The sequence below is a fragment of the Streptomyces sp. NPDC058664 genome, assembly GCF_042716635.1.
GTDB lineage: Bacteria > Actinomycetota > Actinomycetes > Streptomycetales > Streptomycetaceae > Streptomyces.
The window spans coordinates 56,072-78,319 of record NZ_JBHXRW010000025.1; the positions used below are offsets into that span (position 1 = coordinate 56,072).

The following is a 22,248-nucleotide window of genomic DNA, read 5'->3' on the forward strand; positions in this document are numbered from 1 at the left end:
GCCCCTTGCGCTATTGCGCCAGGGGCTTCGTCTATTCCGGGGCACACCGGTGAGGCGGCCTCGGCCCCTGACCTTGGACATGCCCCACCCGGAAGGGGTGTACGCCTGTGCCCGCACTTGTGCTGCTCGGTGCTCAGTGGGGTGACGAGGGCAAGGGAAAGGCCACCGACCTCCTCGGTGGCTCAGTGGACTACGTGGTGCGCTACCAGGGCGGCAACAATGCCGGCCACACGGTCGTCGTAGGCGACCAGAAGTACGCGCTCCACCTCCTCCCTTCCGGAATCCTGTCGCCGGGGTGTACCCCGGTGATCGGTAACGGTGTCGTCGTCGACCCGGCGGTCCTGCTCTCCGAGCTGAGCGGACTGAACGAGCGCGGCGTGGACACGTCCAAGCTCCTGATCAGCGGCAACGCCCACCTGATCACCCCGTACAACGTCACCCTCGACAAGGTGACGGAACGGTTCCTCGGCAAGCGCAAGATCGGCACCACGGGCCGTGGCATCGGTCCGACCTACGCCGACAAGATCAACCGCGTCGGCATCCGGGTCCAGGACCTGTACGACGAGTCGATCCTGAACCAGAAGGTCGAGGCGGCGCTCGAGGGCAAGAACCAGCTGCTCGCCAAGCTCTACAACCGCCGCGCCATCGACGCCGCCCAGATCGTCGAGGAGATGCTCCAGTACGCGGAGCAGATCAAGCCGTTCGTCGCGGACACCACGCTGATCCTGAACAACGCGCTCGACGAGGACAAGGTCGTCCTCTTCGAGGGCGGCCAGGGCACGCTCCTGGACGTCGACCACGGCACGTACCCCTTCGTCACCTCGTCGAACCCGACCGCGGGCGGCGCCTGCACCGGCGCCGGCGTGGGCCCGACGAAGATCAGCCGGGTCATCGGCATCCTCAAGGCGTACACGACCCGTGTCGGCGCCGGTCCGTTCCCGACGGAGCTGTTCGACGCGGACGGCGAGGCGCTGCGCCGCATCGGCGGCGAGCGCGGCGTCACCACCGGCCGTGACCGTCGCTGCGGCTGGTTCGACGCGGTCATCGCGCGGTACGCGACCCGGGTCAACGGCCTGACCGACTTCTTCCTCACCAAGCTCGACGTGCTCACGGGCTGGGAGCAGATCCCGGTCTGCGTCGCGTACGAGATCGACGGCAAGCGCGTCGAGGAGCTGCCCTACTCGCAGACCGACTTCCACCACGCGAAGCCGATCTACGAGATGCTGCCGGGCTGGTCCGAGGACATCAGCAAGGCCAAGACCTTCGCGGACCTGCCGAAGAACGCGCAGGCGTACGTGAAGGCCCTGGAGGAGATGTCGGGCGCACCGATCTCCGCGATCGGCGTCGGCCCGGGCCGCACCGAGACGATCGAGATCAACTCGTTCCTGTAGGGACACGCGCGACGAAGGGCCCGCACGCCGGTTCACCGGGGTGCGGGCCCTCGGTGTCTCCCCGCCGGCGTTCCTACTGGTCCAGCTTCGTGTCCCGGCCGACCTTCTCCCAGGCCGCCAGGTCGCCGCGGACCAGCTCCAGGTGCGTCAGGATCGTGTCGATCGAGTCGTCGCCCAGGGCGAGGCGCAGCGGCGTCTCCTCCGCGTCGAGGGCCGCGAGCACCGCCGCCGCGGCCTTCGCCGGGTCCCCGACCTGCGTGCCGCCGCCCGTCTCGACGAACGCGCGGGTCGCGCCGACCGTCTCCGCGTAGTCGGCGATGCCGTCCGCGCTCAGGCTGTGGTTCCCGAAGAGGCTCGTGCGGAAGGCGCCGGGTTCGACGATCAGGACGTCGATGCCCAGCGGCTTGACCTCCGCCGCCAGCGCCTCCGACATGCCCTCCAGGGCGAACTTGGTCGCGCTGTAGGCCCCGAAGCCGGCCATCGACATCTGTCCGCCGACGCTGCTGAGCTGCACGATCGCCCCCGAGCGGCGGGCCCGCATGTGGGGCAGGACCGCACGGGTCAGCGCCGCGGGACCGAAGACGTGCACGTCGAAGAGGGAGCGGAGCTCGGCATCGTCGGTCTCCTCGACCGAACCGACGTGGGTGCGGCCCGCGTTGTTCACCAGGACGTCGATACGGCCGTGCCGCGCCACGACGTCCCGTACGACCGCGTCGATCGCCGCCGTGTCGGTCACGTCGAGGGCGACGGCCTCGACCTGGTCGGGGTGGGCGGCGACCAGGTCGTCCAGGGTCCCGATCCGGCGGGCGGCGGCGACGACCACGTCACCTGCCGTGACGGCCGCCTCGGTGAAGGCGCGCCCGAAGCCGCTGTTGGCGCCGGTGATCAGCCAGACCTTGCTCATGTCCGTACTCCCTCGTTCGTGTCGGTCGGTGCTCAACCAGCATGTGACCGAGGGGTGTTGGCCGTCCAAGATCCGTCGTGATAACCCATGGGCATGACCATGGACGTGCACGGACGGGACCTGCGGTACTTCGTCGCCGTGGCCGAGGAACTCCACTTCACCCGGGCCGCCGAGAAGCTCTACGTCTCGCAGCCCGCGCTCAGCAAGCAGATACGGGCCCTGGAGAGGCAGTTGGGCGCGCCCCTCTTCGACCGCGACCGGCAGGGCGTGGCCCTCACCTCCGCCGGTACGGCCCTGCTGCCGCACGCCCGCGCCGTGCTCGCCGCCTGGGAGGAGGGCCACGAGGCGGTACGGCGGGCCCGGGAGGCCGCCGAGGGGACCCTGGTCGTCGGGATGAGCACCAGCCCCGGGCGCGGCGGACTGCTGCCCGCGATCCGCTCCCGCCTCACCGAGACCCACCCGGAGGCCCGGCTCGCACTGCGCCACGTGGGCTGGGGCGACCCGACGGCGGGGCTCGCCGACGGCACCAGCGACGTGGCGTTCGTCTGGCTGCCGCTGGCCGGCGCGGACCGGTTCCGCTGGGTGGTGGTGGCCGCCGAACCCCGGCTCGTCGCCCTTCCGGAGACCCACCCGCTGGCGGCCCGCGAGAGCCTGGACTTCGCGGACCTCCTCGACGAGCCGTTCCTCGCCCTCCCCGACCGGGGACCCGAACTGCGCGACCACTGGCTGGCCCTGGACGCCAGAGGTGGGCGTCCGCCCGTCGTCGGCGCCGTGATCAGCAGCACCGACGAGGCGTACGAGGCCCTCGTCGGCGGCGTCGGCATCTGCCTGGTCGCGACCGGCAACGCGCCGCTGCTCACGCGCGGCGGCGTCGTCACCCGGCCGGTCGGCGGCCTCACCCCCAGCCACCTCGCCCTGGCCTGGCGCGCGGACGACACCCGTCCGCTGGTCCGCGCCTACGCCCGCGCGGCGGCGGACGCGAGCGGTCAGGAGCGGTAGTACTCGTTCGGTTCGCCGTCCAGCATCGGGTAGACCAGGAGCCGGTCCTTGCCGTCGAGCTCGTCGACGACCAGGTAGCGGGAGAGGCCCTCCTGGCATTCGCGGTCCCAGGCGTTGGTGTCCCGGGTGGCGGGGCCGACGACCAGCAGGCTGCCCGCGGCCGCGAGGACGGCCGTGGTGCCGCAGGACCAGTCCTCGTCGGTGGTCACGCCGTTCACGGTGCGCGGATAGCCGTCGAGGGTGCTGATCACGGGGGCGCCGACGGGGCCCTGGGTGATCGTCACCCGTGAGGTGTAGCGGTCGTCGCTCTCGCCGTAGACCTCCGGCGCGGGGATGCGCGACCAGGTGCCGAGGAACTCGGCGGGGATGACCTCGGTGCCGGTGGGGGCCTTGCGGAAGGTGGCCTTCGCGGCACCGGAGGTCCACTCCAGGACGTCGGGGGAGCGGAGGGTGAGGGTCTGGTGGGCGGCGGGGACACAGCGCTCGGCGGGCACGCTGGTCGTCACGTCGGACTCGCCGTAGACGACCTTGTCCTCGTCGGCCGAGACGAGCCGGGAGCGGCCCATGCACAGGCGGTTCTCGGCGACCTGGACGTAGACGGCGTTCTTCGCGCCGGCCGCGCCCTGGCCGATCTCGATCCGGGCGGTCTCCCTGGGATGGTCGGGGGAGCCCTGGAGGACGCCCTCCCAGGCGCCGAGGAACGCGGCCGGGACGATCCCGGCAGGGCGGGCGGAGACGCTGCCCGTGTCGCCACGGGCCTTGTTCCTCTGCTCGTCCCCGCCGGTGTCCGGGTCGGGCCAGAAGGTGTACGTGACCCCCGCCGCGGCCGCCACCACGAAGGCCGCGAGGCCGGCGATCAGGGGGGTACGGCGACGGCGGGGCGCCGGGGCCGGCACCGAGGGCCGGGTCGGTGCCGAGGACCGGGCGGACGGCAGGGGCGTGGGCGGCGTCGGGTCCCCGGCCCCCGTGGCGGAGCCGTCCCCCGTCTCCGCCTCCAGGAGCCGGGCCGCGTGACGCCCGAGCCGGGACAGTACGTCCGCCGGCAGCCAGGGGTCGGGGACCGGGAGGGTCTCCGCGATCTCGGCGGCCGTCGGGCGGCTCGCCACCTCCTTGGCGAGGCAGGCCCGGATGAGACCGGCGAGCTCGGGCGCGAGATCCGTCAGGTCGGGCTCGTCGTGGGCGATGCGGAACATGGTGGCGTGGACGCCGCTGTCCGCCGTGCCGAAGGGGGAGCGGCCGGTGGCCGCGTAGGCCAGGACCGAGCCGAGGCAGAAGACGTCGGAGGCGGGGGTGAGCCGCTCCCCGCGCACCTGCTCGGGGGACATGAAGCCGGGGGAGCCGACGACCGCCCCGGTGGTGGTCAGGCCGCCGCCCTCGGCGACCGTGTCGACGGCGCGGGCGATGCCGAAGTCGATGATCCGGGGGCCGTCGACGGTGAGCAGCACGTTGGACGGCTTGAGGTCGCGGTGGACGAGTCCGGCGTCGTGGATGTGGACGAGGGCGCGGGCGAGCCCGCCGGCCAGCGCCTTCACGGTCACGGGCGGCAGCGGCCCGAACTCGTCGCCGACCACGGCCCGCAGCGACGGCCCCGGCACGTAGCCGATGGCCACCCACGGCGACTCGGCGGCGGTGTCCGAGCCGAGCACGGGCGCCGTGCCCGTCCCGCCGACCCGCTCCAGGGCGGCGACCTCCCGGGCGAACCGGCGCCGGAACTCGTCCTGGGCGGCCAGCTCGGCGTGCACCACCTTCACCGCGACCGTCCGCCCCCCGGCCGAACGCGCCAGGAACACCCGGCCCATCCCGCCGACCCCGAGGCGGCCGAGCAGACGGAACGGGCCGATTCCGGCCGGGTCTTCCGGGTTCAATGGCTCCACGTCGTCAGAGCATGCCAGACCGGGCGTCAGCCGTCCCCGGGGACCGTCAGCCCTCCCCACAGATCCGCAGTCCCTTCGGGGTGGCGCAGGGCAGATGGCCGTGGGCGCGGACGACGTCCTGGCCGCGGCCCCGGCTCAGATAGGTGAGGAAGCTGGAGGTCAGCGAGTCGGCCGGGGGTTCGCCCCAGGTGTAGGCGTACTCGATCTCCCGGTACGGGTAGCCGGACTCGCCGATCTCGTCGAGGACGGCCCCGCGCCCGTCGACGGCCACCCGGTGCAGGCCCTTCATGCCGCCGGCCGACCGGAGTTCGGTGTAGCCGATGGCCCCGGGGAGCCGGGCGACGGTGGACAGGACCTGTTCGGTGGAGTCGAGTTCGCAGCGGATGACCTTCGCCTCGGGGTCGTCGCGGTGCTCGCAGTCCCGGGAGGAGTTGGCCGGTTCGTTGCGGCCGAGGACCCGGCGCTGGAAGACCTCCCGCGTACCGGAGTTGGCGTCCCGGCTGATCAGCAGGACGGGCTGGTCCAGGCCGGGGACGAGCTCGTTCCAGTTGGTGATCTCGCCCCGGTAGAGGCGGCGGATCCGGTCCAGGGTGAGGTCGTCGACGGGAATCCCGTCGTTGAGGACGAGGGTGAAGAGGGAGACGGCGACCATGCTCTCCCGCAGCCGCGGGTAGCCGCCGGGCTTCTGCCCGTCGGAGAGCGCGATGACGGCGGGGGAGCCCTTCGCGGTCTTCGCCCCGGCGTCGGCGAGCTTCCGTATCCCGGCGGTCGAGCCGTGCGCGTCCACGGTCACCGTCGAGCCCTCGCAGTCCTTCTCGTACGCCTCGGCGACCTCGCGCAGGGCGGGCGCGAAGGCCGTCGAGCCGGTGACGGTGAGGGAGCCACGGGCGCAGCCGATCGGCGGCGGGGTCCGCTCCCGGACGATGATCGAGGCCAGGACCATCACGCAGGCGGTGAGGATCACGGTGACGTTGCGGGCCGTCGGGCTGAACCGGGCCGCCTTCTCGTCGGGGGTGGTGCTCCTGTTGCGCCGGATCGAGCCGCCCTGGAGGGTCCCCTCGATGTCGATGTCCTTGTCGGCGACACGGCCGGAGAGCTGGACGAGCAGTTTGAAGTACTGTCCGCGCTCCAGGGCCACCTTGGGGACGAGGACCGCGTTGCCGTTCCGGCCCAGCGCGGGGGCGCGCACCAGGGTGTCCCGGATCGAGGCCCAGCCGGCCGGGACGGTGGCGACGACCCCCTCGACGTCCCGCAGGCCGAAGGTGATCTTCAGCCCGTGGGGGTGGGCGGAAGGACCGTAGTCCTCGGAGCTGATGTCGAGGTCCCGGTCGTTCTCGATGCGGAGGAGGACGAGCGTGGATTCGCTGGCGGTCGGGGCCATCCCGACCACCTGGCCCTCCCGCACGGTCATGACCTCGCTGTCCTGGTTCTCGTCCCGGTGGAGCGGGGTGTTGAGCTGCACGCGGTAGCCGAGCCGCTTGCGCTGCGGCGAGATCCGGTCGATCCAGACGACCGCGACCGAGACCAGGACACCGAGGAGCGCCGTCCCCAGGGCGATGACGTTCTCCGCGGTTATCCATTCCATGGCCGGGACGGTACGGACGCCTGTGCGAACGCGGGGGCGGTGTAGCGGGCGGCCACCTGGACTTCTCCGTTCGTTCAGGTGGACGGGCAGAGGTTGCCGGGGGTGGGGGGCGTGGGTGTAATGGCGACGAGGGGGCCTTCCGTCTGACGTTCGTCCGAGGAGCACCCATGCGTGTCGTCGAAGTGACCGCCTACGGCGGACCCGAGGTCCTCAGGATGGCCCGTCGGCCGGAGCCGGAGGCGGGGGACGTCCCCGGGCGTGTCCGGGTCCGGCTGAAGGCGGCCGGCGTGAACCAGGCGGACCTGCGGATCCGCGCCGGTCTGTACGCGAACGCGGTCGGCGACCTCGAACCACCCTTCGTCCTCGGCACGGACTTCGCGGGCAAGCTGCTCGACCCCGTGCCCGGGATGGCGGAAGGCACCCGCGTGGCCGGTTTCATCCCCTGGTACGAGGAGCTGACGGGCGAGGGCACGTACGCGGAGGTCGTACGCGCCGCCCCGGAGTGGCTGGCCCCGATCCCGGACGACGTGGACTTCACCGTGGCCGCGTCCGTGCCGCTGGCCTCGGCGACCGCCCAGCAGGGCCTGGACCGGCTCCGCCTCCAGGAGGGCGCGACGCTCCTCGTGACGGGGGCGAGTGCCGTGGTGGGCCGGTTCGCGGTGCAGTACGCCCATGCCGCCGGACTGCGGGTGGTGGCCGTCGCCCACGAGGGGGACGAGAGCGAACTGAGGATCCTCGGCGCGGACCACGTGGTCACACGGGGTCCGGCGGAGGAGGTGGTGGCGCGGGTCATCGAGGGCGACCCGTACCGGGTGGACGCGGTCTTCGACGGGTCGCTCGGCGGCGAGGGCCTCCTCCCGGTCCTGAAGGACGGCGGCGTCTTCCTCGCGCTCGCCCCCGACCGGGTCCCGACCCCCGAGCGGAACATCCGCGTCGAGACCGTCCGGGCCAAGCCGGACGGGGCCCGCCTGAAGGAGACCCTGGAGAAGGTGGCGAACCGGGAGCTGATCACCCGGGTGGCCGACGTCATGACGCTCGAGACGGCCGCGGAGGCGCACCGCAGGGCGGAGGCGGGGCACCGGCCCGGCCGGATCGTGCTGCTGATCTGAGGGGCGCGTACGGACGGTCCGAGCGCCCGCGTCCGGACGACGGGCGCCCGGCGCGTACCGATGATCTTGTTCCATCACCCCTGTGGCAGGCTGTGGCACACCGGCGGTCGCGAACCGTACCGCCGATGAGGAATGTCCCAGGGGGAACTTGATGAACATCAACCGACGTCGGCGTGCGCTCAGGACGGCGCTCGTCGCCACCGCCGTCGCGGTCGCGACGGCGACCGTGGCCGGCACGGCCTCCGCCGCCGGTGCGGCGGAGGCGCCGGTGACGCCCAGCTTCGAGCTGTACGGCGTCCACAAGCAGACCCGCGAACTCCACATGTGGTACCCCGGGGGCAACGGCGGCTTCACCGCCGAAGGGCCCGTGGCGGACGACTTCTCCGACGTCGCCGACATCATCGTCGCCGACAACGACAACGACGGGTACGGCGAGAGCGAATGGACCGTCTACAAGGACGGCCGGCTGGACTTCTGGGGACCCGGAGCGGGCTCCATCGACACGGACACCGTCGGTAGGGGCTGGAACATCTACACCACGGTCCTCTCGCCCGGCAGCATCGGCGGAGCCGGCCAGGCCGACCTGCTCGGTGTCGACAAGGCCGGTGTGCTGTGGAGCTACCTCTCCTACCCGGACGGCCGCCTCACCACGCGCACGCGGGTCGGCGGCGGCTGGAACGCGTACAGCCAGATCGCGGGCCAGGGCGACCTGACCGGCGACGGCAAGGCCGACGTCGTCGCCCGTGACAAGACCGGTGTCCTGTGGCTCTACAAGGGCACGGGGGACTACAAGGCCCCCTTCGGCGGCCGTGCGAAGATCGGTGGCGGCTGGAACACGTACGACCGGGTCCTGTCGACCGGTGACGTCGACCTCGACGGCAAGGCGGACCTGCTCGGCCGCAAGCCGGACGGCAAGCTGTTCCGGTACTCGGGCACGGGCAGCGCCTCGGGCCTGTTCAAGGCACCGGTCCAGATCAACAGCGGTCTCCAGAACTTCAACCTGTTCTAGCAGCACCCTCTCACCTGTCTCACCTGCCTCATGTGTCTGACAGCGGCCCCGAGTTCGGACCTCCGAGCCCGGGGCCGACGTGCGAGTTCTGGTCTAGACCTTGACAGGTTCAGACCAATCACGCTTCGCTGTGCTCTCCCCCACCGGTCCCCACCCGGAAGGAAGCACGCATGCTGCGCAAGCTGCTCACCCTGATGGCCGCTCTCTGTACGGCCGTCGGACTCGCCGTACTCCTCCCCGCCGCATCCGCCGGAGCCGCCCCCGCCTGCGTGGGCGCCTGGAACTCCGGCAGCGTCTACACCGGCGGCATGACCGCCTCGTACAACGGCCACAACTGGTACGCCAAGTGGTGGACGCAGAACGAGCGCCCCGGCACCACGGACGTCTGGCGCGACGAGGGCACCTGCGGCACGGGCGGCGGCGGAGGCACCCCGGACCCCTCCGGATTCGTCGTCTCCGAGGCCCAGTTCAACCAGATGTTCCCGAACAGGAACCCGTTCTACACGTACGCGGGCCTCACCGCCGCCCTCAAGTCCTATCCCGCCTTCGCCACCACCGGCGGCGAGACGGTCAAGCGCCAGGAGGCCGCGGCCTTTCTCGCGAACGTCTCCCACGAAACCGGCGGCCTCGTCCACATCGTCGAGCAGAACACCGCCAACTACCCCCATTACTGCGACACTTCGCAGTCCTACGGCTGCCCCGCCGGCCAGGCCGCCTACTACGGACGCGGCCCGATCCAGCTGTCCTGGAACTTCAACTACAAGGCGGCCGGTGACGCCCTCGGCATCGACCTCCTCAACAACCCCTGGCGGGTGGAGCGTGAACCGGCCGTCGCCATGATGACGGGCCTCTGGTACTGGAACACCCAGAACGGCCCCGGCACCATGACCGCCCACAACGCCATGGTCAACGGTGCCGGCTTCGGCCAGACCATCCGCTCCATCAACGGCTCGCTGGAGTGCGACGGGAGGAACCCGGCCCAGGTCCAGAGCCGGGTCACCAAGTACCAGCAGTTCACCCAGATCCTGGGCGTCCCCACCGGGGCGAACCTGTACTGCTGAGCCGCCCCGGCCTTCTCCCGTGTTCCTCCGCCGCCCGGGCCGACGGCCAGGGCGGCATGGCCGCGCGGGGCCAACTGGGACGAGGACTGGCCTACTTGCTCCCTAGCCTCGTTCCATGAGCGACGACAACAAGGCGGTCAAGGCCGTCCCCGACGGCTGCGCGACCATCACGCCCTGGGTCATCGGCAGCGACACCGCCGGACTCATCGACTATCTGGAGCGGGCGTTCGGCGCCGAGGAGCTGGGGCGGTTCGTCCTGGAGGACGGCACGATCGGGCACGCGGAGCTGCGGATCGGTACCGGGCGGATCATGGCCTTCGACAGCCCGCCGGGCTGGGGGCCGACGCCCGCCTTCGTGCGGCTCTACGGGGAGGACGCGGCGGCCGTGCACCGGCGGGCGGTCGAGGCGGGCGGCACCTCCGTGACCGAGGTGACGCACCTGTTCTTCGGTGACGAGGTCGGCCGGGTCCGCGACCCCTTCGGCAACCTCTGGTGGATCCAGACCCACATCGAGGACGTCTCCGAGGAGGAGATGGCGCGGCGGCTGACCGACCCGGAGTTCACCCGCGCGATGGAGTACGTGTCGGGAGCGCTCCGGGAGGGTCCTGCGGGCCCTGCACGCGCTCGCTGACCCTTTCCATGGCCGCCGACAGCCGGTCGAGCACCCGTACCGTCTCGTCGAAGGCCTCCTGGCCGCCCAGCTCCCGCAGGAGCAGGGCGGCCAGCTCCGCGTGGCCGGGGTCGATGCGGCTGATCGCCGTCCGGCCCGCCTCCGTCGGGGTGAGGAGCTTGGCGCGGCGGTGGGCCGGGTTCGGCTCGTACGCCGCCAGGCCCTCCCGTACGAGCAGGTCGGCGATCCGCTGGACGCTCTGCCGGGTGATGCCCATGACCCGGGCGATCCCGGCGACCGGGAGGGGCTCCGGGAGTACGGCTCCGAGGACCTGCCACCAGGCGGCGGTCAGGCCCGCCGGCTCGGCCAGCTTCTCCGAGACGGCGAGGAACTGGCCGTTGAGGCGGAAGACGCCGAGAGCCGTGCGGGAGAGGGCGTCCTGCGACTCGCGGCTCACGCGTTCAGCTCCTCGAAGGCCGCCGGGTCCGAGTCGTGGAAGAGGCGGTACCAGGCGTCCCGCTTGCCCTCGTACGCGCCGAGCCGGGCGAAGATCTCGCGGGCGAAGGCGACCGGTTCGGTCGGGCCCGCCGTGATGAGGTCGCCGTCCCGCACCGCGTCCGCGTCGACGTAGTGGTCGCCGCCCTTGTAGCCGGTGGCGGCCAGGTAGAAGGAGACCGCGCTGGTGTGCGGGCGGTCGTCGAGCAGGCCCTCCTTGGCGAGGCCGGCCGTGGCGCCGCAGATCGCGGCGACCGGGACCCCGGCGCCGAGGAAGGCGCGGGCCTTCGCGGTGAAGGGGGCGAGCTCGTCGCCCTCGTCGTACTTCTCGGCGCCCGGGAGGATCAGCAGGGCGCTGTCCTCGGGGCGGAGGTCGGCGAGCGCGAGGTCGGGGACGATCCGGATGCCGGCGAGGGTGGTGACGGGCTCTCCGGCGACCGGGCCGACGGTCCTGATCGTGTATCCGGCGCGGGCGAGCCAGGCCGTGGCGTGGCCGGTCTCCCAGTCGGCGAGGGTGTCGTAGACGGCGAGGTGGACGGTCTTGGTCTCAGTCTCGGTTCCCATGACAGCAGACTGTCAGTTCGACAGTAGACTGTCAATGGGGGTGGAGGGAGGAACAACGTGTCGCGTCCGCCCCGGTCTCGGTGGACAAGATGGCCATGGTCCTCCCCACCTGCGGTTCCTTACCCTCTGGCGCATGACCCCTCATGTCATCGAACCCGATCCCCAGGCCGGCGCCGCCGTCAAGGCAGCCGACCGCGCGCACGTCTTCCACTCCTGGTCCGCCCAGGGCCTGATCGACCCGCTCGCCGTGGCCGGCGCCGAGGGTTCGTACTTCTGGGACTACGACGGAAACCGCTACCTCGACTTCGCCAGCGGCCTCGTCTACACCAACATCGGCTACCAGCACCCGCGCGTGGTGGCGGCCATCCAGGAGCAGGCCGGGAAACTCGCCACCTTCGCGCCCTCCTTCGCCATCGACGTCCGCTCCGAGGCCGCACGACTCATCGCCGAGCGCACCCCGGGCGACCTGGACAAGATCTTCTTCACCAACGGCGGCGCCGAGGCCGTCGAGAACGCCGTCCGCATGGCCCGGCTGCACACCGGCCGCACGAAGGTGTTCTCCGCCTACCGCTCGTACCACGGCGCCACCAACACCGCGATCAACCTCACCGGCGACCCGCGCCGCTGGCCCTCCGACACCGCCTCCGCCGGTGTCGTGCACTTCTGGTCGCCCTTCCTCTACCGTTCGCCCTTCTACGCCACCACGGAGGCGGAGGAGAGCGCCCGGGCCCTCCAGCACCTGGAGGACACGATCACCTTCGAGGGTCCGTCGACGATCGCCGCGATCATCCTGGAGACCGTGCCCGGCACCGCCGGCATCATGACCCCGCCGCCCGGCTACCTCGCCGGCGTCCGCGAGATCTGCGACAGGTACGGCATCGTCTTCATCCTCGACGAGGTCATGGCGGGCTTCGGCCGCACCGGCAAGTGGTTCGCCGCCGAGCACTTCGACGTCGTGCCCGACCTGCTGACCTTCGCCAAGGGAGTCAACTCGGGTTACGTGCCCCTCGGCGGCGTCGCCATCAGCGCCGAGATCGCCGCCACCTTCGACAAGCGGCCCTTCCCGGGCGGCCTGACCTACTCCGGTCACCCGCTCGCCTGCGCCGCCGCCGTCGCCACCCTCCAGGTGATGGAGGACGAGAAGATCGTCGAGAACGCCGCCCACATCGGCGAGACCGTCCTCGGCCCCGGCCTGCGCGAGCTCGCCGAGCGCCACCCGTCGGTCGGCGACGTCCGCGGCCTGGGCGTCTTCTGGGCGCTCGACCTGGTCAAGAACCGCGAGACCCGCGAGCCGCTCGTCCCGTACAACGCGGCCGGCGAGGCCAACGCGCCGATGGCCGCCTTCGGCGCGGCGGCGAAGAAGAACGGCCTCTGGCCCCTCGTCGCGATGAACCGCACCCACGCCGTTCCCGCCTGCAACGTCTCGGAGGCCGAGGTCAAGGAGGGTCTCGCGGCCCTCGACGCGGCCCTCGCGGTGGCCGACGAGCACATCGCGTAACCGCAGTACCGGAGAGGTTTCCTCCGTCTGGACTAGGGTGTCCCGAAGCCGGACGGAGGGGGCCTGCCCATGCCCGCGAGCGGAGCTGTCACCCGCAACACCTTGCGACAGCAGATCGCGGACGCGCTCCGTGACGAAGTGCTCGCGGGCCGTCTCCAGCCGGGCGAGGAATTCACCGTCAAACAGATCGCCGAGCAGTACGGGGTGTCCGCGACACCCGTGCGGGAAGCCCTCGTCGACCTCTGCGCACAGGGCCTCCTCGACTCCGACCAGCACCGCGGCTTCCGCGTCCACCAGTACTCGATCGACGACTACCGGGGGATGGTCGAGGCCCGGATGCTCGTGGTCGACGGCATATTCCGCCGCCACGCGCCCGCGACGACACCGCCCCCGGCCGCCGAACCCGGGCCCGGCATCGCGGTCGCGCTCGTCTCCGTACGGCGCCGCGGCGAGGCGGCGGCCCGCGCGGCCCGCGCCGGGGACCTCGACGTCCTCATCGGGTACGACATCCGCTACTGGCGCGAGCTGGGCCGCCTGGTCGCCGCCAACGACTACATCGCCGACTTCCTGCACCGGCTCCGCGTCCAGGCCTGGGTCTTCTCCGTGCCGTACCTGCGCTCCGAGCGGGACATGCTCGGCTGGCTCTGGAGCGGCCACATCGACCTGGTCGACGCCATCACCCGCGGTGACGCGGCCGCGGCCGTCTCGGTCGTGCGCGCGTACAACGCGCACTCGATGGAGTGGGCGGACCGCCTGGAGCGGCGGGGCGGTTGAGGGCCGGTCTCCGGGGGCAGGTCCTCAGCGGGTGAGCGGTGTCCGTGGGACGCCGACTAACCTGGCCGTCCCCGCGAAATCCCGAGCGTCCCCCGTGACTTCCCGCGACTTTCCCGCAACTGACGGAGAGCGAGCCTCCCTTGGCCTGTGACCTGTGGCTGGTCCCCCTCGTCGACGTGCTGTGCCACAGCCCCGACAACCCCTTCGCCGAAGAGATCGCCGCGTACGACGCCGTGCTCAGCGCCTCCGGGCTGCCGACCGTGCCCGTCTACGCGTACATGCCGGGACTCTCCGGTGACGTCGCCCCGGTCGCCGGCTTCGACTACGAGGCCCTGCACTTCCTGCGGCGCGCCTACCTGCTCCGGATGTGCGGGCTGCCGGTCGAACCGGTCGGCGAGCTCGGCGGGGACTACGAACAGCTCCTGGAGATGTTCGAGCCGACCGCCCAGCAGTCGCACCTGGTCTGGCACTACGACCACGCGGGCTCGTACGTGCCGGTCGACTTCCCGGTGCCGCTCGCCAGCGACGAGCTCCTGGAGGGCGGCGGGCCGCTCGGCTCCTCGTACGGGCTGCTCCGCGAGCTGGAGTTCGTGGCGCCCTCGATCGGCATCGACCCGGCGAACCCGCCGGCGCCCCCCGTACCGCCGGAGCGGCCGACCACCCTGGAGGAACCGGCCGTACCGATTCCGCTGGACGGCGGCCCCTTCGCGCGGGAGCGCCACGTGTGGCTGGGGCTGCACGCGGCGGCGACCCGGAGCCTGGCACAGGGCTCGATGATCATCCTGAGCTGAGGCGTCCGCGATCGTCCTGAGCCGAGGCGTCCGCCTGTTTCCGGCCCCCCGGACCGGCCCTACCGGGTCTCCGGGGGACGCTGGCGCGGCATGTTGGGCCGGGTGCCGGGCGGCAGCGGGAAGCGGCCCGAGGGGTGGGAGCTCTCCGCCCTGGCGGGCATCACGCCGACCGACTGGAGCGCCAGCGGCGCCGGGCCCGAGCGGAACTCGACCATCCAGTCCGCCGTCTCCGCCCGTACGAGCTCCGTCACGTCCTCCGAGAAGCGGCGCAGCACGCCGAGACACCGCTCGGCCGCCTCGCTGGCCGTGCCCTCCGTGGGGCCGAGCACCTCCCGGACGCTCTCCGAGGCCCAGTCGAACTGCAGCGCCTGGAGACGGCGCTGCACGGCCTGGGCGGTCGCCATGTCCCTCATCCAGCCCGAGGTGAACCCGAAGTACCGGTCGCAGGCCAGGCAGGCGGCACCGAGCAGCAGCGAGAGGTAGCCCAGGGCGGCGGCGCCCTCCACGACCCCGGTCAGGTCGAGCAGGGGCAGCGCGGCACCCGCGGTCACCCCGGCGGCCGTGCCGATCCGCAGGATCCGGGCGCAGAGGCGCTTGCGGACACGGTCGGAGAGGTACCACTCGACGGTGCGCAAGGCGTTGGACTCCACCCAGCGGTACAGCTCGTCGAGCCGCTCGGCGGGCTCGCCCCAGTCACCCAGGGGGAACGGCGTACCGGTCAGATCGCGGTGGACGTCTCCCCCGGGGGGCCCCGGTGGTGGCGTCTCCGGCTGCTGGCTCACCGGGGGACTCCTCTGTTCAGCTCAGCGCTCGTGTCCTTCTGTGACGTGCGGTGCACGTGGTGCCTGCCCTTCCTACCGCCGAATGGTGGGCGATGGGCCCGGAATCCCGGGATTTCCGCCCGCAAGAGGGTCTTGATCAGGTAGAGGAGCCCGCAGTTTCTCACTCGAAAGAGTGATGGAGGCGGGGCGGGCGGGGACCACGTAGGCTCGGCGTACCGACATACGGACGTACCGAACCTCAGGAGTGACCGTGATTCCCGGTGGTGGTCAGCCCAACATGCAGCAGCTTCTCCAGCAGGCCCAGAAGATGCAGCAGGATCTCGCCCGCGCCCAGCAGGAGCTCGCCGCGACCGAGGTCGACGGACAGGCGGGCGGCGGCCTGGTCAAGGCGACCGTGACGGGCTCCGGCGAGCTGCGAGGCCTCGTGATCGACCCCAAGGCGGTCGACCCGGAGGACACCGAGACGCTCGCCGACCTCATCGTCGCCGCCGTCCAGGCCGCCAACGACAACGCGCAGCAGCTCCAGCAGGCCAAGCTCGGCCCGCTCGCGCAGGGCATGGGCGGCATGCCGGGCCTCGGTTTCTGATCCCTCGTTCCGGGCCCTCCGGCGGCCCGGTCCCGGCGCTGGGCTATTAAGGCCCGCCCACAGCTACTACCGTAAGAATCAAGCACACCCTTGAAAGGGCGTTCCGTGTACGAAGGCGTGGTTCAGGACCTCATCGACGAACTGGGCAGGCTGCCCGGCGTCGGTCCCAAGAGCGCCCAGCGGATCGCCTTCCACATCCTCCAGGCCGAGCCCACGGACGTCCGGCGTCTCGCGCACGCGCTCCTGGAGGTCAAGGAGAAGGTCAGGTTCTGCGCGGTCTGCGGCAACGTGGCGCAGCAGGAACAGTGCAACATCTGCCGCGACCCGCGCCGCGACCTGACCGTCATCTGCGTGGTCGAGGAACCGAAGGACGTCGTCGCGATCGAGCGGACCCGCGAGTTCCGGGGGCGGTACCACGTCCTCGGCGGCGCGATCAGCCCGATCGAGGGCGTCGGCCCGGACGACCTGCGCATCCGCGAACTGCTCGCGCGGCTCGCCGACGGCACCGTCACCGAGCTGATCCTCGCGACCGACCCGAACCTGGAGGGCGAGGCCACCGCGACCTACCTGGCGCGGATGATCAAGCCCATGGGACTCAGGGTGACCCGGCTCGCCAGCGGCCTCCCGGTCGGCGGCGACCTGGAGTACGCCGACGAGGTGACCCTCGGCCGTGCCTTCGAGGGGCGGAGGCTGCTAGATGTATGACGACCGGGCCGGCGCGCTCTCAGGGAGGCTCCTCGATGTCTGACCCCACGCTGCACGCGATCACGCGGGACCCCGACGACTTCGCGGTCCAGATCGCCGACTCCATCGAAAGCTTCATCGTCGCGACGACCGAGGTCGCCAAGGGTGACGAGCCGGACAGCGCGGTCCCCTTCCTGCTCCTGGAGATCTCCCAGCTGCTCCTCGCGGGCGGCCGGCTCGGCGCGCACGAGGACATCGTCCCGGACGAGCGGTACGAGACGGACACGGGCCCCGAGCCCGACGCGGACGACCTGCGCGAGCGGTTCGCGGTGCTCCTCGACCCGGTGGACGTCTTCTCCGAGGTCTTCGACCCGTACGAGCCGCGCAAGGCCCCGGTCCCGGCCCGGATCTCCGACAACCTCGCCGACATCGTCACCGACCTGCGGCACGGCCTCGCCCACTACCGGGCCGGCCGGACCAGCGAGGCCCTGTGGTGGTGGCAGTTCTCGTACTTCTCGAACTGGGGCCCCACCGCCTCGGCCACCCTCCGGGCCCTCCAGTCCCTCGTCGCCCACGTCCGCCTCGACCAGCCGCTCGCGGCGCTCGACGGCCTCGACATCGACGAGGACATCACCGAGGACGACCTCGCGGAGGAGGCCGGGCGCGTGATGGTGGAGGAGATCGGGACACCGCTCGGGATGCGTCCGCTCAGGAAGTGACGCCCGCCCGGGAAGCGATGCCCGTCCGGGAAGCGATGCCCGTCCGGGAAGCGGCGTCCGCTCGGGAAGTGACGTTCTGATCACTCCGTGAGCGCGTCGTCTCAGCATTCGATATCACAGAGGCGTTCGCGGGTCCCTCGTTAGACTGAGGCGATCGCAGCGCCGGCTGCGGCACACACTGAGCGAGGAGCGCACGTGGGCCTTGTCGTGCAGAAGTACGGAGGCTCCTCCGTTGCCGATGCCGAAGGCATCAAGCGCGTCGCCAAGCGGATCGTGGATGCCAAGAAGAACGGCCACCAGGTGGTCGTCGTGGTTTCCGCGATGGGCGACACGACGGACGAGTTGATCGATCTCGCCGAGCAGGTATCCCCGATCCCTGCCGGACGAGAGTTCGACATGCTGCTGACCGCCGGAGAGCGGATCTCCATGGCCCTGCTGGCCATGGCGATCAAAAACCTGGGCCACGAGGCCCAGTCGTTCACGGGCAGCCAGGCCGGTGTCATCACCGACTCGGTCCACAACAAAGCGCGCATCATCGATGTCACGCCGGGCCGGATCCGGACCGCCCTCGACGAGGGCAACATCGCCATCGTCGCCGGCTTCCAGGGTGTGTCCCAGGACAAGAAGGACATCACCACGCTCGGCCGCGGCGGCTCGGACACGACCGCCGTCGCGCTGGCCGCCGCGCTCGACGCCGAGGTCTGCGAGATCTACACCGACGTCGACGGCGTCTTCACGGCCGACCCGCGCGTCGTGAAGAAGGCGAAGAAGATCGACTGGATCTCCTTCGAGGACATGCTGGAGCTCGCGGCCTCCGGCTCCAAGGTGCTGCTGCACCGCTGCGTCGAGTACGCGCGCCGCTACAACATCCCGATCCACGTCCGCTCGTCCTTCTCGGGACTGCAGGGCACCTGGGTCAGCAACGAGCCGCAAGGGGACCGCAAGGTGGAGCAGGCCATCATCTCGGGCGTCGCCCACGACACCTCCGAGGCGAAGATCACCGTCGTCGGTGTGCCGGACAAGCCGGGCGAGGCCGCGGCCATCTTCCGGGCCGTCGCGGACGCCGAGATCAACATCGACATGATCGTGCAGAACGTGTCCGCGGCCTCCACCGGCCTCACGGACATCTCCTTCACCCTCCCCAAGGCCGAGGGCCGCAAGGCCATCGACGCCCTGGAGAAGGCGAAGGGCGCGATCGGTTTCGAATCGCTGCGCTACGACGACCAGATCGGCAAGATCTCCCTGGTCGGCGCCGGGATGAAGACCAACCCGGGCGTCACCGCGGACTTCTTCCGCGCGCTCTCCGACGCGGGCGTGAACATCGAGCTCATCTCGACCTCCGAGATCCGCATCTCGGTCGTCACCCGCGCCGACGACGTCAACGAGGCCGTGCGCGCCGTCCACAGCGCCTTCGGCCTGGACAGCGACTCGGACGAGGCCGTCGTCTACGGAGGCACCGGCCGATGACGCCGAAGCCGACGCTCGCGGTCGTCGGTGCGACCGGAGCCGTCGGCTCGGTGATGCTCCAGATGCTCACGCACCACGCGGACGTCTGGGGCGAGATACGCCTCCTCTCCTCCCCGCGCTCGGCCGGCCGGAAGGCCGCCGTGCGCGGGGTGGAGTGCGAGATCCTCGCGCTGGACGAGGAGGCCCTGGAGGGCGTCGACCTGGCGCTCTTCCTGGTGCCCGATGCGGTGGCCGCGCAGTGGGCGCCCGTCGCCGCGGCCAAGGGCGCCGTCGTCGTGGACACCTCCGCCGCCTTCCGGGCGGACCCCGACGTCCCCCTCGTGGTCCCCGAGACCAACCCCCACGCGGCGCGCGTACGCCCCCGGGGCATCGTCGCCAGCCCCGGCTGCACCACCCTCGCGCTGATCGTCGCCGTGGGCGCCCTGCACGCCGAGTTCGGGCTCACCGAACTGGTCGTCACCGCCCAGCAGGCCGCCAGCGGAGCCGGCGCCGGACAGGCGGGCGTCGACGCGCTCCGGGCGCAGCTGGGCCTGGTGGCCTCCGACGGCGACCTGGGCACCCAGCCCGGGGACGTACGGCGGGCCGTCGGCGAGGGCACCGGCCCCTTCCCGGGCCCCCTCGCGTCCAACGTCCTGCCGTGGTCGGGCACGGCGGGCGCCGACGGGGCCTCCTCGGAGGAGGAGCGCGTACGGGACGAGACCCGCCGGATCCTCGGGCTGCCCTTCCTGCGGGTCGCCGCCACCTGTGTGCGCGTGCCCGTCGTCACCGGGCACTCCGTCTCCGTGCACGCCCGCTTCGAGCACCCCGTGCCGGTCGGGCGCGCGCACGAGATCCTGGCGACCTCGCCGGGGGTCGTGCTCTTCGACGACCCCGCGGCGGGCGACTTCCCCACCCCCGCCGATGTCGTCGGCACCGATCCGGCCTGGGTCGGACGGGTGCGGCGCTCCCTGGACGACGAGCGGGCGCTCGACTTCTTCGTCTGCGCCGACAACCTGCGGAAGGGCGCGGCGCTCAACGCGCTGCAGATCGCGGAATCGGTTGTCACGGATTTGTAGGCTCTGTGAACGACCTGTGAGTAAAAAGGCGTCAGATACCTCTTGAACTGCGGTGATTCCGTGGTCGACGATGCTCTTCCCCCTTGCTGCAACCAGTGGCCAGGTGGAGGCGTCTCTGCGTTCACCCACGGTCGTGGGGCGCGGACACGCTGTGAGGGCGGGGCATCGGGGGAGAACGGTTACGCATGAGGACAAAGGACGCGCCGTCGAAAAGGACGGCGCACGCGTACAACCCTGCCGGGGGGAAGCGTGTCCAACAGGCGTGGCAGAGGTACTCGACATCGCGACCATCGCTCCGCTGCGCGGCGCGGGCACGGCGGTGCTCCCCGTGCGGAGCGTCGCCGTCGTCCCCGTACGCGGACCGGCGCCCGGCCCCTACAGGCGCCCGCGTGCCCTCGGCGGGATGCCGGTGATCGCCCCCGTGCCCACCGGATCCCGCGCCGGCTCCGTGGACGGCATCCCGTCGCCCCGGGCCAGCGCCGAAAGCGCCTCGGCCGCCGGGACCACCGTCGACCACCTCACCGAGACCTACCGCGCCCACTACCGGTCGCTGCTCGGTCTCGCCGCGCTGCTCCTCGACGACACGGCCTCCTGCGAGGACGTCGTCCAGGAGGCGTTCATCCGCGTCCACTCGGCCCGCAAGCGGGTGCGCGAGCCCGAGAAGACGCTCGCCTACCTGCGCCAGACCGTCGTGAACCTCTCCCGGTCCGCGCTGCGCCGCCGCATCCTCGGCCTCAAGCTGCTGTCCAAGCCGATGCCGGACATGGCCAGTGCCGAGGAGGGCGCGTACGACCAGCTGGAGCGCGAGGACCTCATCAAGGCCATGCGCGGACTCCAGCGGCGTCAGCGTGAGGTGCTCGCCCTGCGGTACTTCTCGGACATGACCGAGGCGCAGGTCGCCGAGGCGCTCGGGATATCCCTCGGCTCGGTGAAGGCGTACGGTTCGCGGGGCATCGCGGCGCTGCGCGTCGCGATGGGAGCGACGTCATGAGCGAGGAGCCCGGCAAGGACGAGGGGTTCGGCAAGGACGACGAGAGCACGGGCGCCGGTGACATGGGCGCCGGTGGGGCGGGCGCCGGTGGCACCCCCGTGCCGCGTGACGCCCGAGAAGAACATGACGACCTGAGTGGACAGCGCATGGTGAACATCGAGCCCGGCCCCGGCGAGGGCGAAGGCGACGAGGAACTCGCGCTGCGGCGGCTGTTCCAGAGCGCCGTGTCCGGTCTCGAACCGTCGACCGGCTCGCTGGAGCACCTGCGCCGTGCCGTGCCCGCGCGGCGCGCCCGCAAGCGGCAGGCCGTCGTGGGCGCGGCCGCCGCGGCGGTCCTCATCGGGACGGCCGTGCCCGCCTTCCTGCACGTCGCCGCCTCGGGCGGCGTCTCCGCCGCCGGAAACCCGGTGAACGCGGGCCACGGCGAGGAGGCCCAGGGCGGCACCGGCGCGGAGACCGGCATCGAGGGCGGCCAGAGCGCCTCGCCCCCCGCGAGCAGCGCGTCCCCCAGCCGGGGCGCGGCGGAAGGAGCGGGGGACAAGCCGCAGCGGCCCGGTCCCGGCGTCTCCGGCAGCGGCCCGCAGGAGACACCGGGCGCGGACACCGGCTCCCTGCCGCGGTGCGGGGCCGGCCAGCTGGGCGTCAGCGCGGCGGAGGCCGGCGGACCCGACGGCGAGGGCAAGGTGTACGGCTCCTTCCGCATCGCCAACATCTCCGGCCAGGACTGTGTCGTGGACGGCAGCGGAGTCGTCGGCTTCGAGGCCCGCGGCGCGGCCGACCCGGCGCGGATCTCGGTGGTCCGGCACACCTCGGGGGACGGCGGGAGCGGGCTGCCCGACCCCTCGCAGGAGTCCTCCCCGCTCGTCCTGAAGCCGAGCGGCTCGTACGAGGTGAAGTTCGTCTGGGTGCCCAGCGAGACCTGTCCGACGACCGGGACCACGCCCACCCCGACCCCGACCCCGACGACCGAGCCGCCGACCGTACCGCCCACGTCGGAGCCCCCGACCGGCGGCACCGCCAGCCCCGATCCCAGCGAGGGCACCGGCTCCGGCGGCTCCGGCACCGGACCGGGCACCGGTACGGACACGGGCACGGGAGCGGACACCGACGCGGCACCCCAGCTGCTCCGCGAGGACGGCCCGGCGGACGGCAGCGTCCTGGTCAGCCATGTCGCGGAGCCGGGCGGCCCCTCGGCGTCGACGACCATCCCCGACGCCTGCGCGGGCACCATCTACCGGACCGGGATCCTGGACGCCTCCTAGAGGCCCTTGAGGCCCGGGGCGCGCCGACGGGGCGCCCC

General features: G+C 71.9%; 22 protein-coding genes. 16 read left to right on the top strand and 6 right to left on the bottom strand.

The genetic code is table 11. From position 1 onward, the window contains the following. Positions 1–107 precede the first annotated feature (107 nt). Complete coding sequence (locus ACFWUY_RS21335; RefSeq protein WP_384110843.1) at positions 108–1,391, top strand: adenylosuccinate synthase; 1,284 nt, start codon at positions 108–110, stop codon at positions 1,389–1,391. Between the two features lie 73 nt (positions 1,392–1,464). Here the strand turns inward: ACFWUY_RS21335 and ACFWUY_RS21340 are convergent, their stop codons facing one another. Beyond that, positions 1,465–2,295 carry an oxidoreductase gene (locus tag ACFWUY_RS21340; RefSeq protein WP_384110846.1) on the bottom strand — a complete coding sequence of 277 codons (831 nt, stop codon included), beginning with the start codon at positions 2,293–2,295 and terminating at the stop codon, positions 1,465–1,467. Between the two features lie 93 nt (positions 2,296–2,388). Between ACFWUY_RS21340 and ACFWUY_RS21345 the strand changes: the two genes are divergently transcribed. Then, positions 2,389–3,294 carry a LysR family transcriptional regulator gene (locus tag ACFWUY_RS21345; protein WP_384110848.1) on the top strand — a complete coding sequence of 302 codons (906 nt, stop codon included), beginning with the start codon at positions 2,389–2,391 and terminating at the stop codon, positions 3,292–3,294. On the opposite strand, the gene ACFWUY_RS21350 is transcribed toward ACFWUY_RS21345, so the two are convergent. Further along, positions 3,282–5,168: a serine/threonine-protein kinase gene (locus ACFWUY_RS21350; protein ID WP_384110853.1), complete on the bottom strand. Its 1,887-nt coding sequence runs from the start codon at positions 5,166–5,168 to the stop codon at positions 3,282–3,284. The genes ACFWUY_RS21345 and ACFWUY_RS21350 overlap by 13 nt on opposite strands. A gap of 46 nt (positions 5,169–5,214) precedes the next feature. Next, on the bottom strand, positions 5,215–6,753 hold the full coding sequence (locus ACFWUY_RS21355) for a PstS family phosphate ABC transporter substrate-binding protein (RefSeq protein ID WP_384110856.1): 1,539 nt from the start codon (positions 6,751–6,753) through the stop codon (positions 5,215–5,217). A 167-nt stretch (positions 6,754–6,920) separates the two neighbouring features. Here ACFWUY_RS21355 and ACFWUY_RS21360 point away from each other — a divergent pair, with 167 nt between their 5' ends. The 4 genes from ACFWUY_RS21360 (at position 6,921) to ACFWUY_RS21375 (ending at position 10,563) form a co-directional block, all read left to right on the top strand. After that, positions 6,921–7,862 carry an NADP-dependent oxidoreductase gene (locus tag ACFWUY_RS21360; protein WP_384110859.1) on the top strand — a complete coding sequence of 314 codons (942 nt, stop codon included), beginning with the start codon at positions 6,921–6,923 and terminating at the stop codon, positions 7,860–7,862. Between the two features lie 151 nt (positions 7,863–8,013). Continuing rightward, on the top strand, positions 8,014–8,871 hold the full coding sequence (locus ACFWUY_RS21365; protein ID WP_384110862.1) for an FG-GAP repeat domain-containing protein: 858 nt from the start codon (positions 8,014–8,016) through the stop codon (positions 8,869–8,871). A 170-nt stretch (positions 8,872–9,041) separates the two neighbouring features. Further along, positions 9,042–9,932: a glycoside hydrolase family 19 protein gene (locus tag ACFWUY_RS21370; protein WP_384110865.1), complete on the top strand. Its 891-nt coding sequence runs from the start codon at positions 9,042–9,044 to the stop codon at positions 9,930–9,932. A gap of 115 nt (positions 9,933–10,047) precedes the next feature. Further along, the gene (locus ACFWUY_RS21375) at positions 10,048–10,563 is read left to right on the top strand and encodes a VOC family protein (protein WP_384110868.1); all 516 of its coding nucleotides are present in this window, start codon (positions 10,048–10,050) and stop codon (positions 10,561–10,563) included. Here ACFWUY_RS21375 and ACFWUY_RS21380 read toward each other — a convergent pair. Together ACFWUY_RS21380 and ACFWUY_RS21385 are read right to left on the bottom strand one after the other, a co-directional pair. Beyond that, positions 10,493–10,999 carry a MarR family winged helix-turn-helix transcriptional regulator gene (locus ACFWUY_RS21380; RefSeq protein WP_384110871.1) on the bottom strand — a complete coding sequence of 169 codons (507 nt, stop codon included), beginning with the start codon at positions 10,997–10,999 and terminating at the stop codon, positions 10,493–10,495. The genes ACFWUY_RS21375 and ACFWUY_RS21380 overlap by 71 nt on opposite strands. Continuing rightward, on the bottom strand, positions 10,996–11,601 hold the full coding sequence (locus tag ACFWUY_RS21385; protein WP_384110874.1) for a DJ-1/PfpI family protein: 606 nt from the start codon (positions 11,599–11,601) through the stop codon (positions 10,996–10,998). Before ACFWUY_RS21385 ends, ACFWUY_RS21380 begins: the two co-directional genes overlap by 4 nt. Before the next feature lie 133 nt (positions 11,602–11,734). Here ACFWUY_RS21385 and ACFWUY_RS21390 point away from each other — a divergent pair, with 133 nt between their 5' ends. From ACFWUY_RS21390 to ACFWUY_RS21400, 3 genes are all read left to right on the top strand, one after another. Then, on the top strand, positions 11,735–13,099 hold the full coding sequence (locus ACFWUY_RS21390) for an aspartate aminotransferase family protein (protein ID WP_384110877.1): 1,365 nt from the start codon (positions 11,735–11,737) through the stop codon (positions 13,097–13,099). Between the two features lie 69 nt (positions 13,100–13,168). Continuing rightward, on the top strand, positions 13,169–13,873 hold the full coding sequence (locus ACFWUY_RS21395) for a GntR family transcriptional regulator (RefSeq protein ID WP_384110879.1): 705 nt from the start codon (positions 13,169–13,171) through the stop codon (positions 13,871–13,873). 140 nt (positions 13,874–14,013) lie between these two features. Next, positions 14,014–14,664 (top strand): hypothetical protein, encoded by a 651-nt coding sequence (locus tag ACFWUY_RS21400; protein ID WP_384110882.1) that lies wholly within the window; start codon positions 14,014–14,016, stop codon positions 14,662–14,664. A 59-nt stretch (positions 14,665–14,723) separates the two neighbouring features. On the opposite strand, the gene ACFWUY_RS21405 is transcribed toward ACFWUY_RS21400, so the two are convergent. Then, on the bottom strand, positions 14,724–15,446 hold the full coding sequence (locus ACFWUY_RS21405) for an SLATT domain-containing protein (RefSeq protein WP_384110885.1): 723 nt from the start codon (positions 15,444–15,446) through the stop codon (positions 14,724–14,726). Positions 15,447–15,696: 250 nt separating this feature from the next. Here ACFWUY_RS21405 and ACFWUY_RS21410 point away from each other — a divergent pair, with 250 nt between their 5' ends. The 7 genes from ACFWUY_RS21410 to ACFWUY_RS21440 all read left to right on the top strand — a co-directional run bounded on the left by ACFWUY_RS21410 (position 15,697) and on the right by ACFWUY_RS21440 (position 22,210). Then, positions 15,697–16,032 (top strand): YbaB/EbfC family nucleoid-associated protein, encoded by a 336-nt coding sequence (locus tag ACFWUY_RS21410; protein WP_015034576.1) that lies wholly within the window; start codon positions 15,697–15,699, stop codon positions 16,030–16,032. A gap of 105 nt (positions 16,033–16,137) precedes the next feature. After that, entirely contained in the window at positions 16,138–16,737 is a 600-nt protein-coding gene (gene recR / locus ACFWUY_RS21415) for a recombination mediator RecR (protein ID WP_024760125.1), read from the top strand. A gap of 35 nt (positions 16,738–16,772) precedes the next feature. Further along, positions 16,773–17,435, top strand: a complete 663-nt coding sequence (locus tag ACFWUY_RS21420) for a DUF5063 domain-containing protein (protein ID WP_384110889.1) — start codon at positions 16,773–16,775, stop codon at positions 17,433–17,435. Between the two features lie 195 nt (positions 17,436–17,630). After that, complete coding sequence (locus tag ACFWUY_RS21425; protein ID WP_361442026.1) at positions 17,631–18,902, top strand: aspartate kinase; 1,272 nt, start codon at positions 17,631–17,633, stop codon at positions 18,900–18,902. After that, entirely contained in the window at positions 18,899–19,957 is a 1,059-nt protein-coding gene (locus tag ACFWUY_RS21430) for an aspartate-semialdehyde dehydrogenase (RefSeq protein ID WP_384110892.1), read from the top strand. Before ACFWUY_RS21425 ends, ACFWUY_RS21430 begins: the two co-directional genes overlap by 4 nt. Before the next feature lie 262 nt (positions 19,958–20,219). Further along, positions 20,220–20,948, top strand: a complete 729-nt coding sequence (locus ACFWUY_RS21435; RefSeq protein ID WP_384110895.1) for a SigE family RNA polymerase sigma factor — start codon at positions 20,220–20,222, stop codon at positions 20,946–20,948. After that, entirely contained in the window at positions 20,945–22,210 is a 1,266-nt protein-coding gene (locus tag ACFWUY_RS21440; protein ID WP_384110898.1) for a hypothetical protein, read from the top strand. The genes ACFWUY_RS21435 and ACFWUY_RS21440 overlap by 4 nt, the downstream gene beginning before the upstream one ends. The last annotated feature ends 38 nt before the right edge of the window (positions 22,211–22,248 follow it).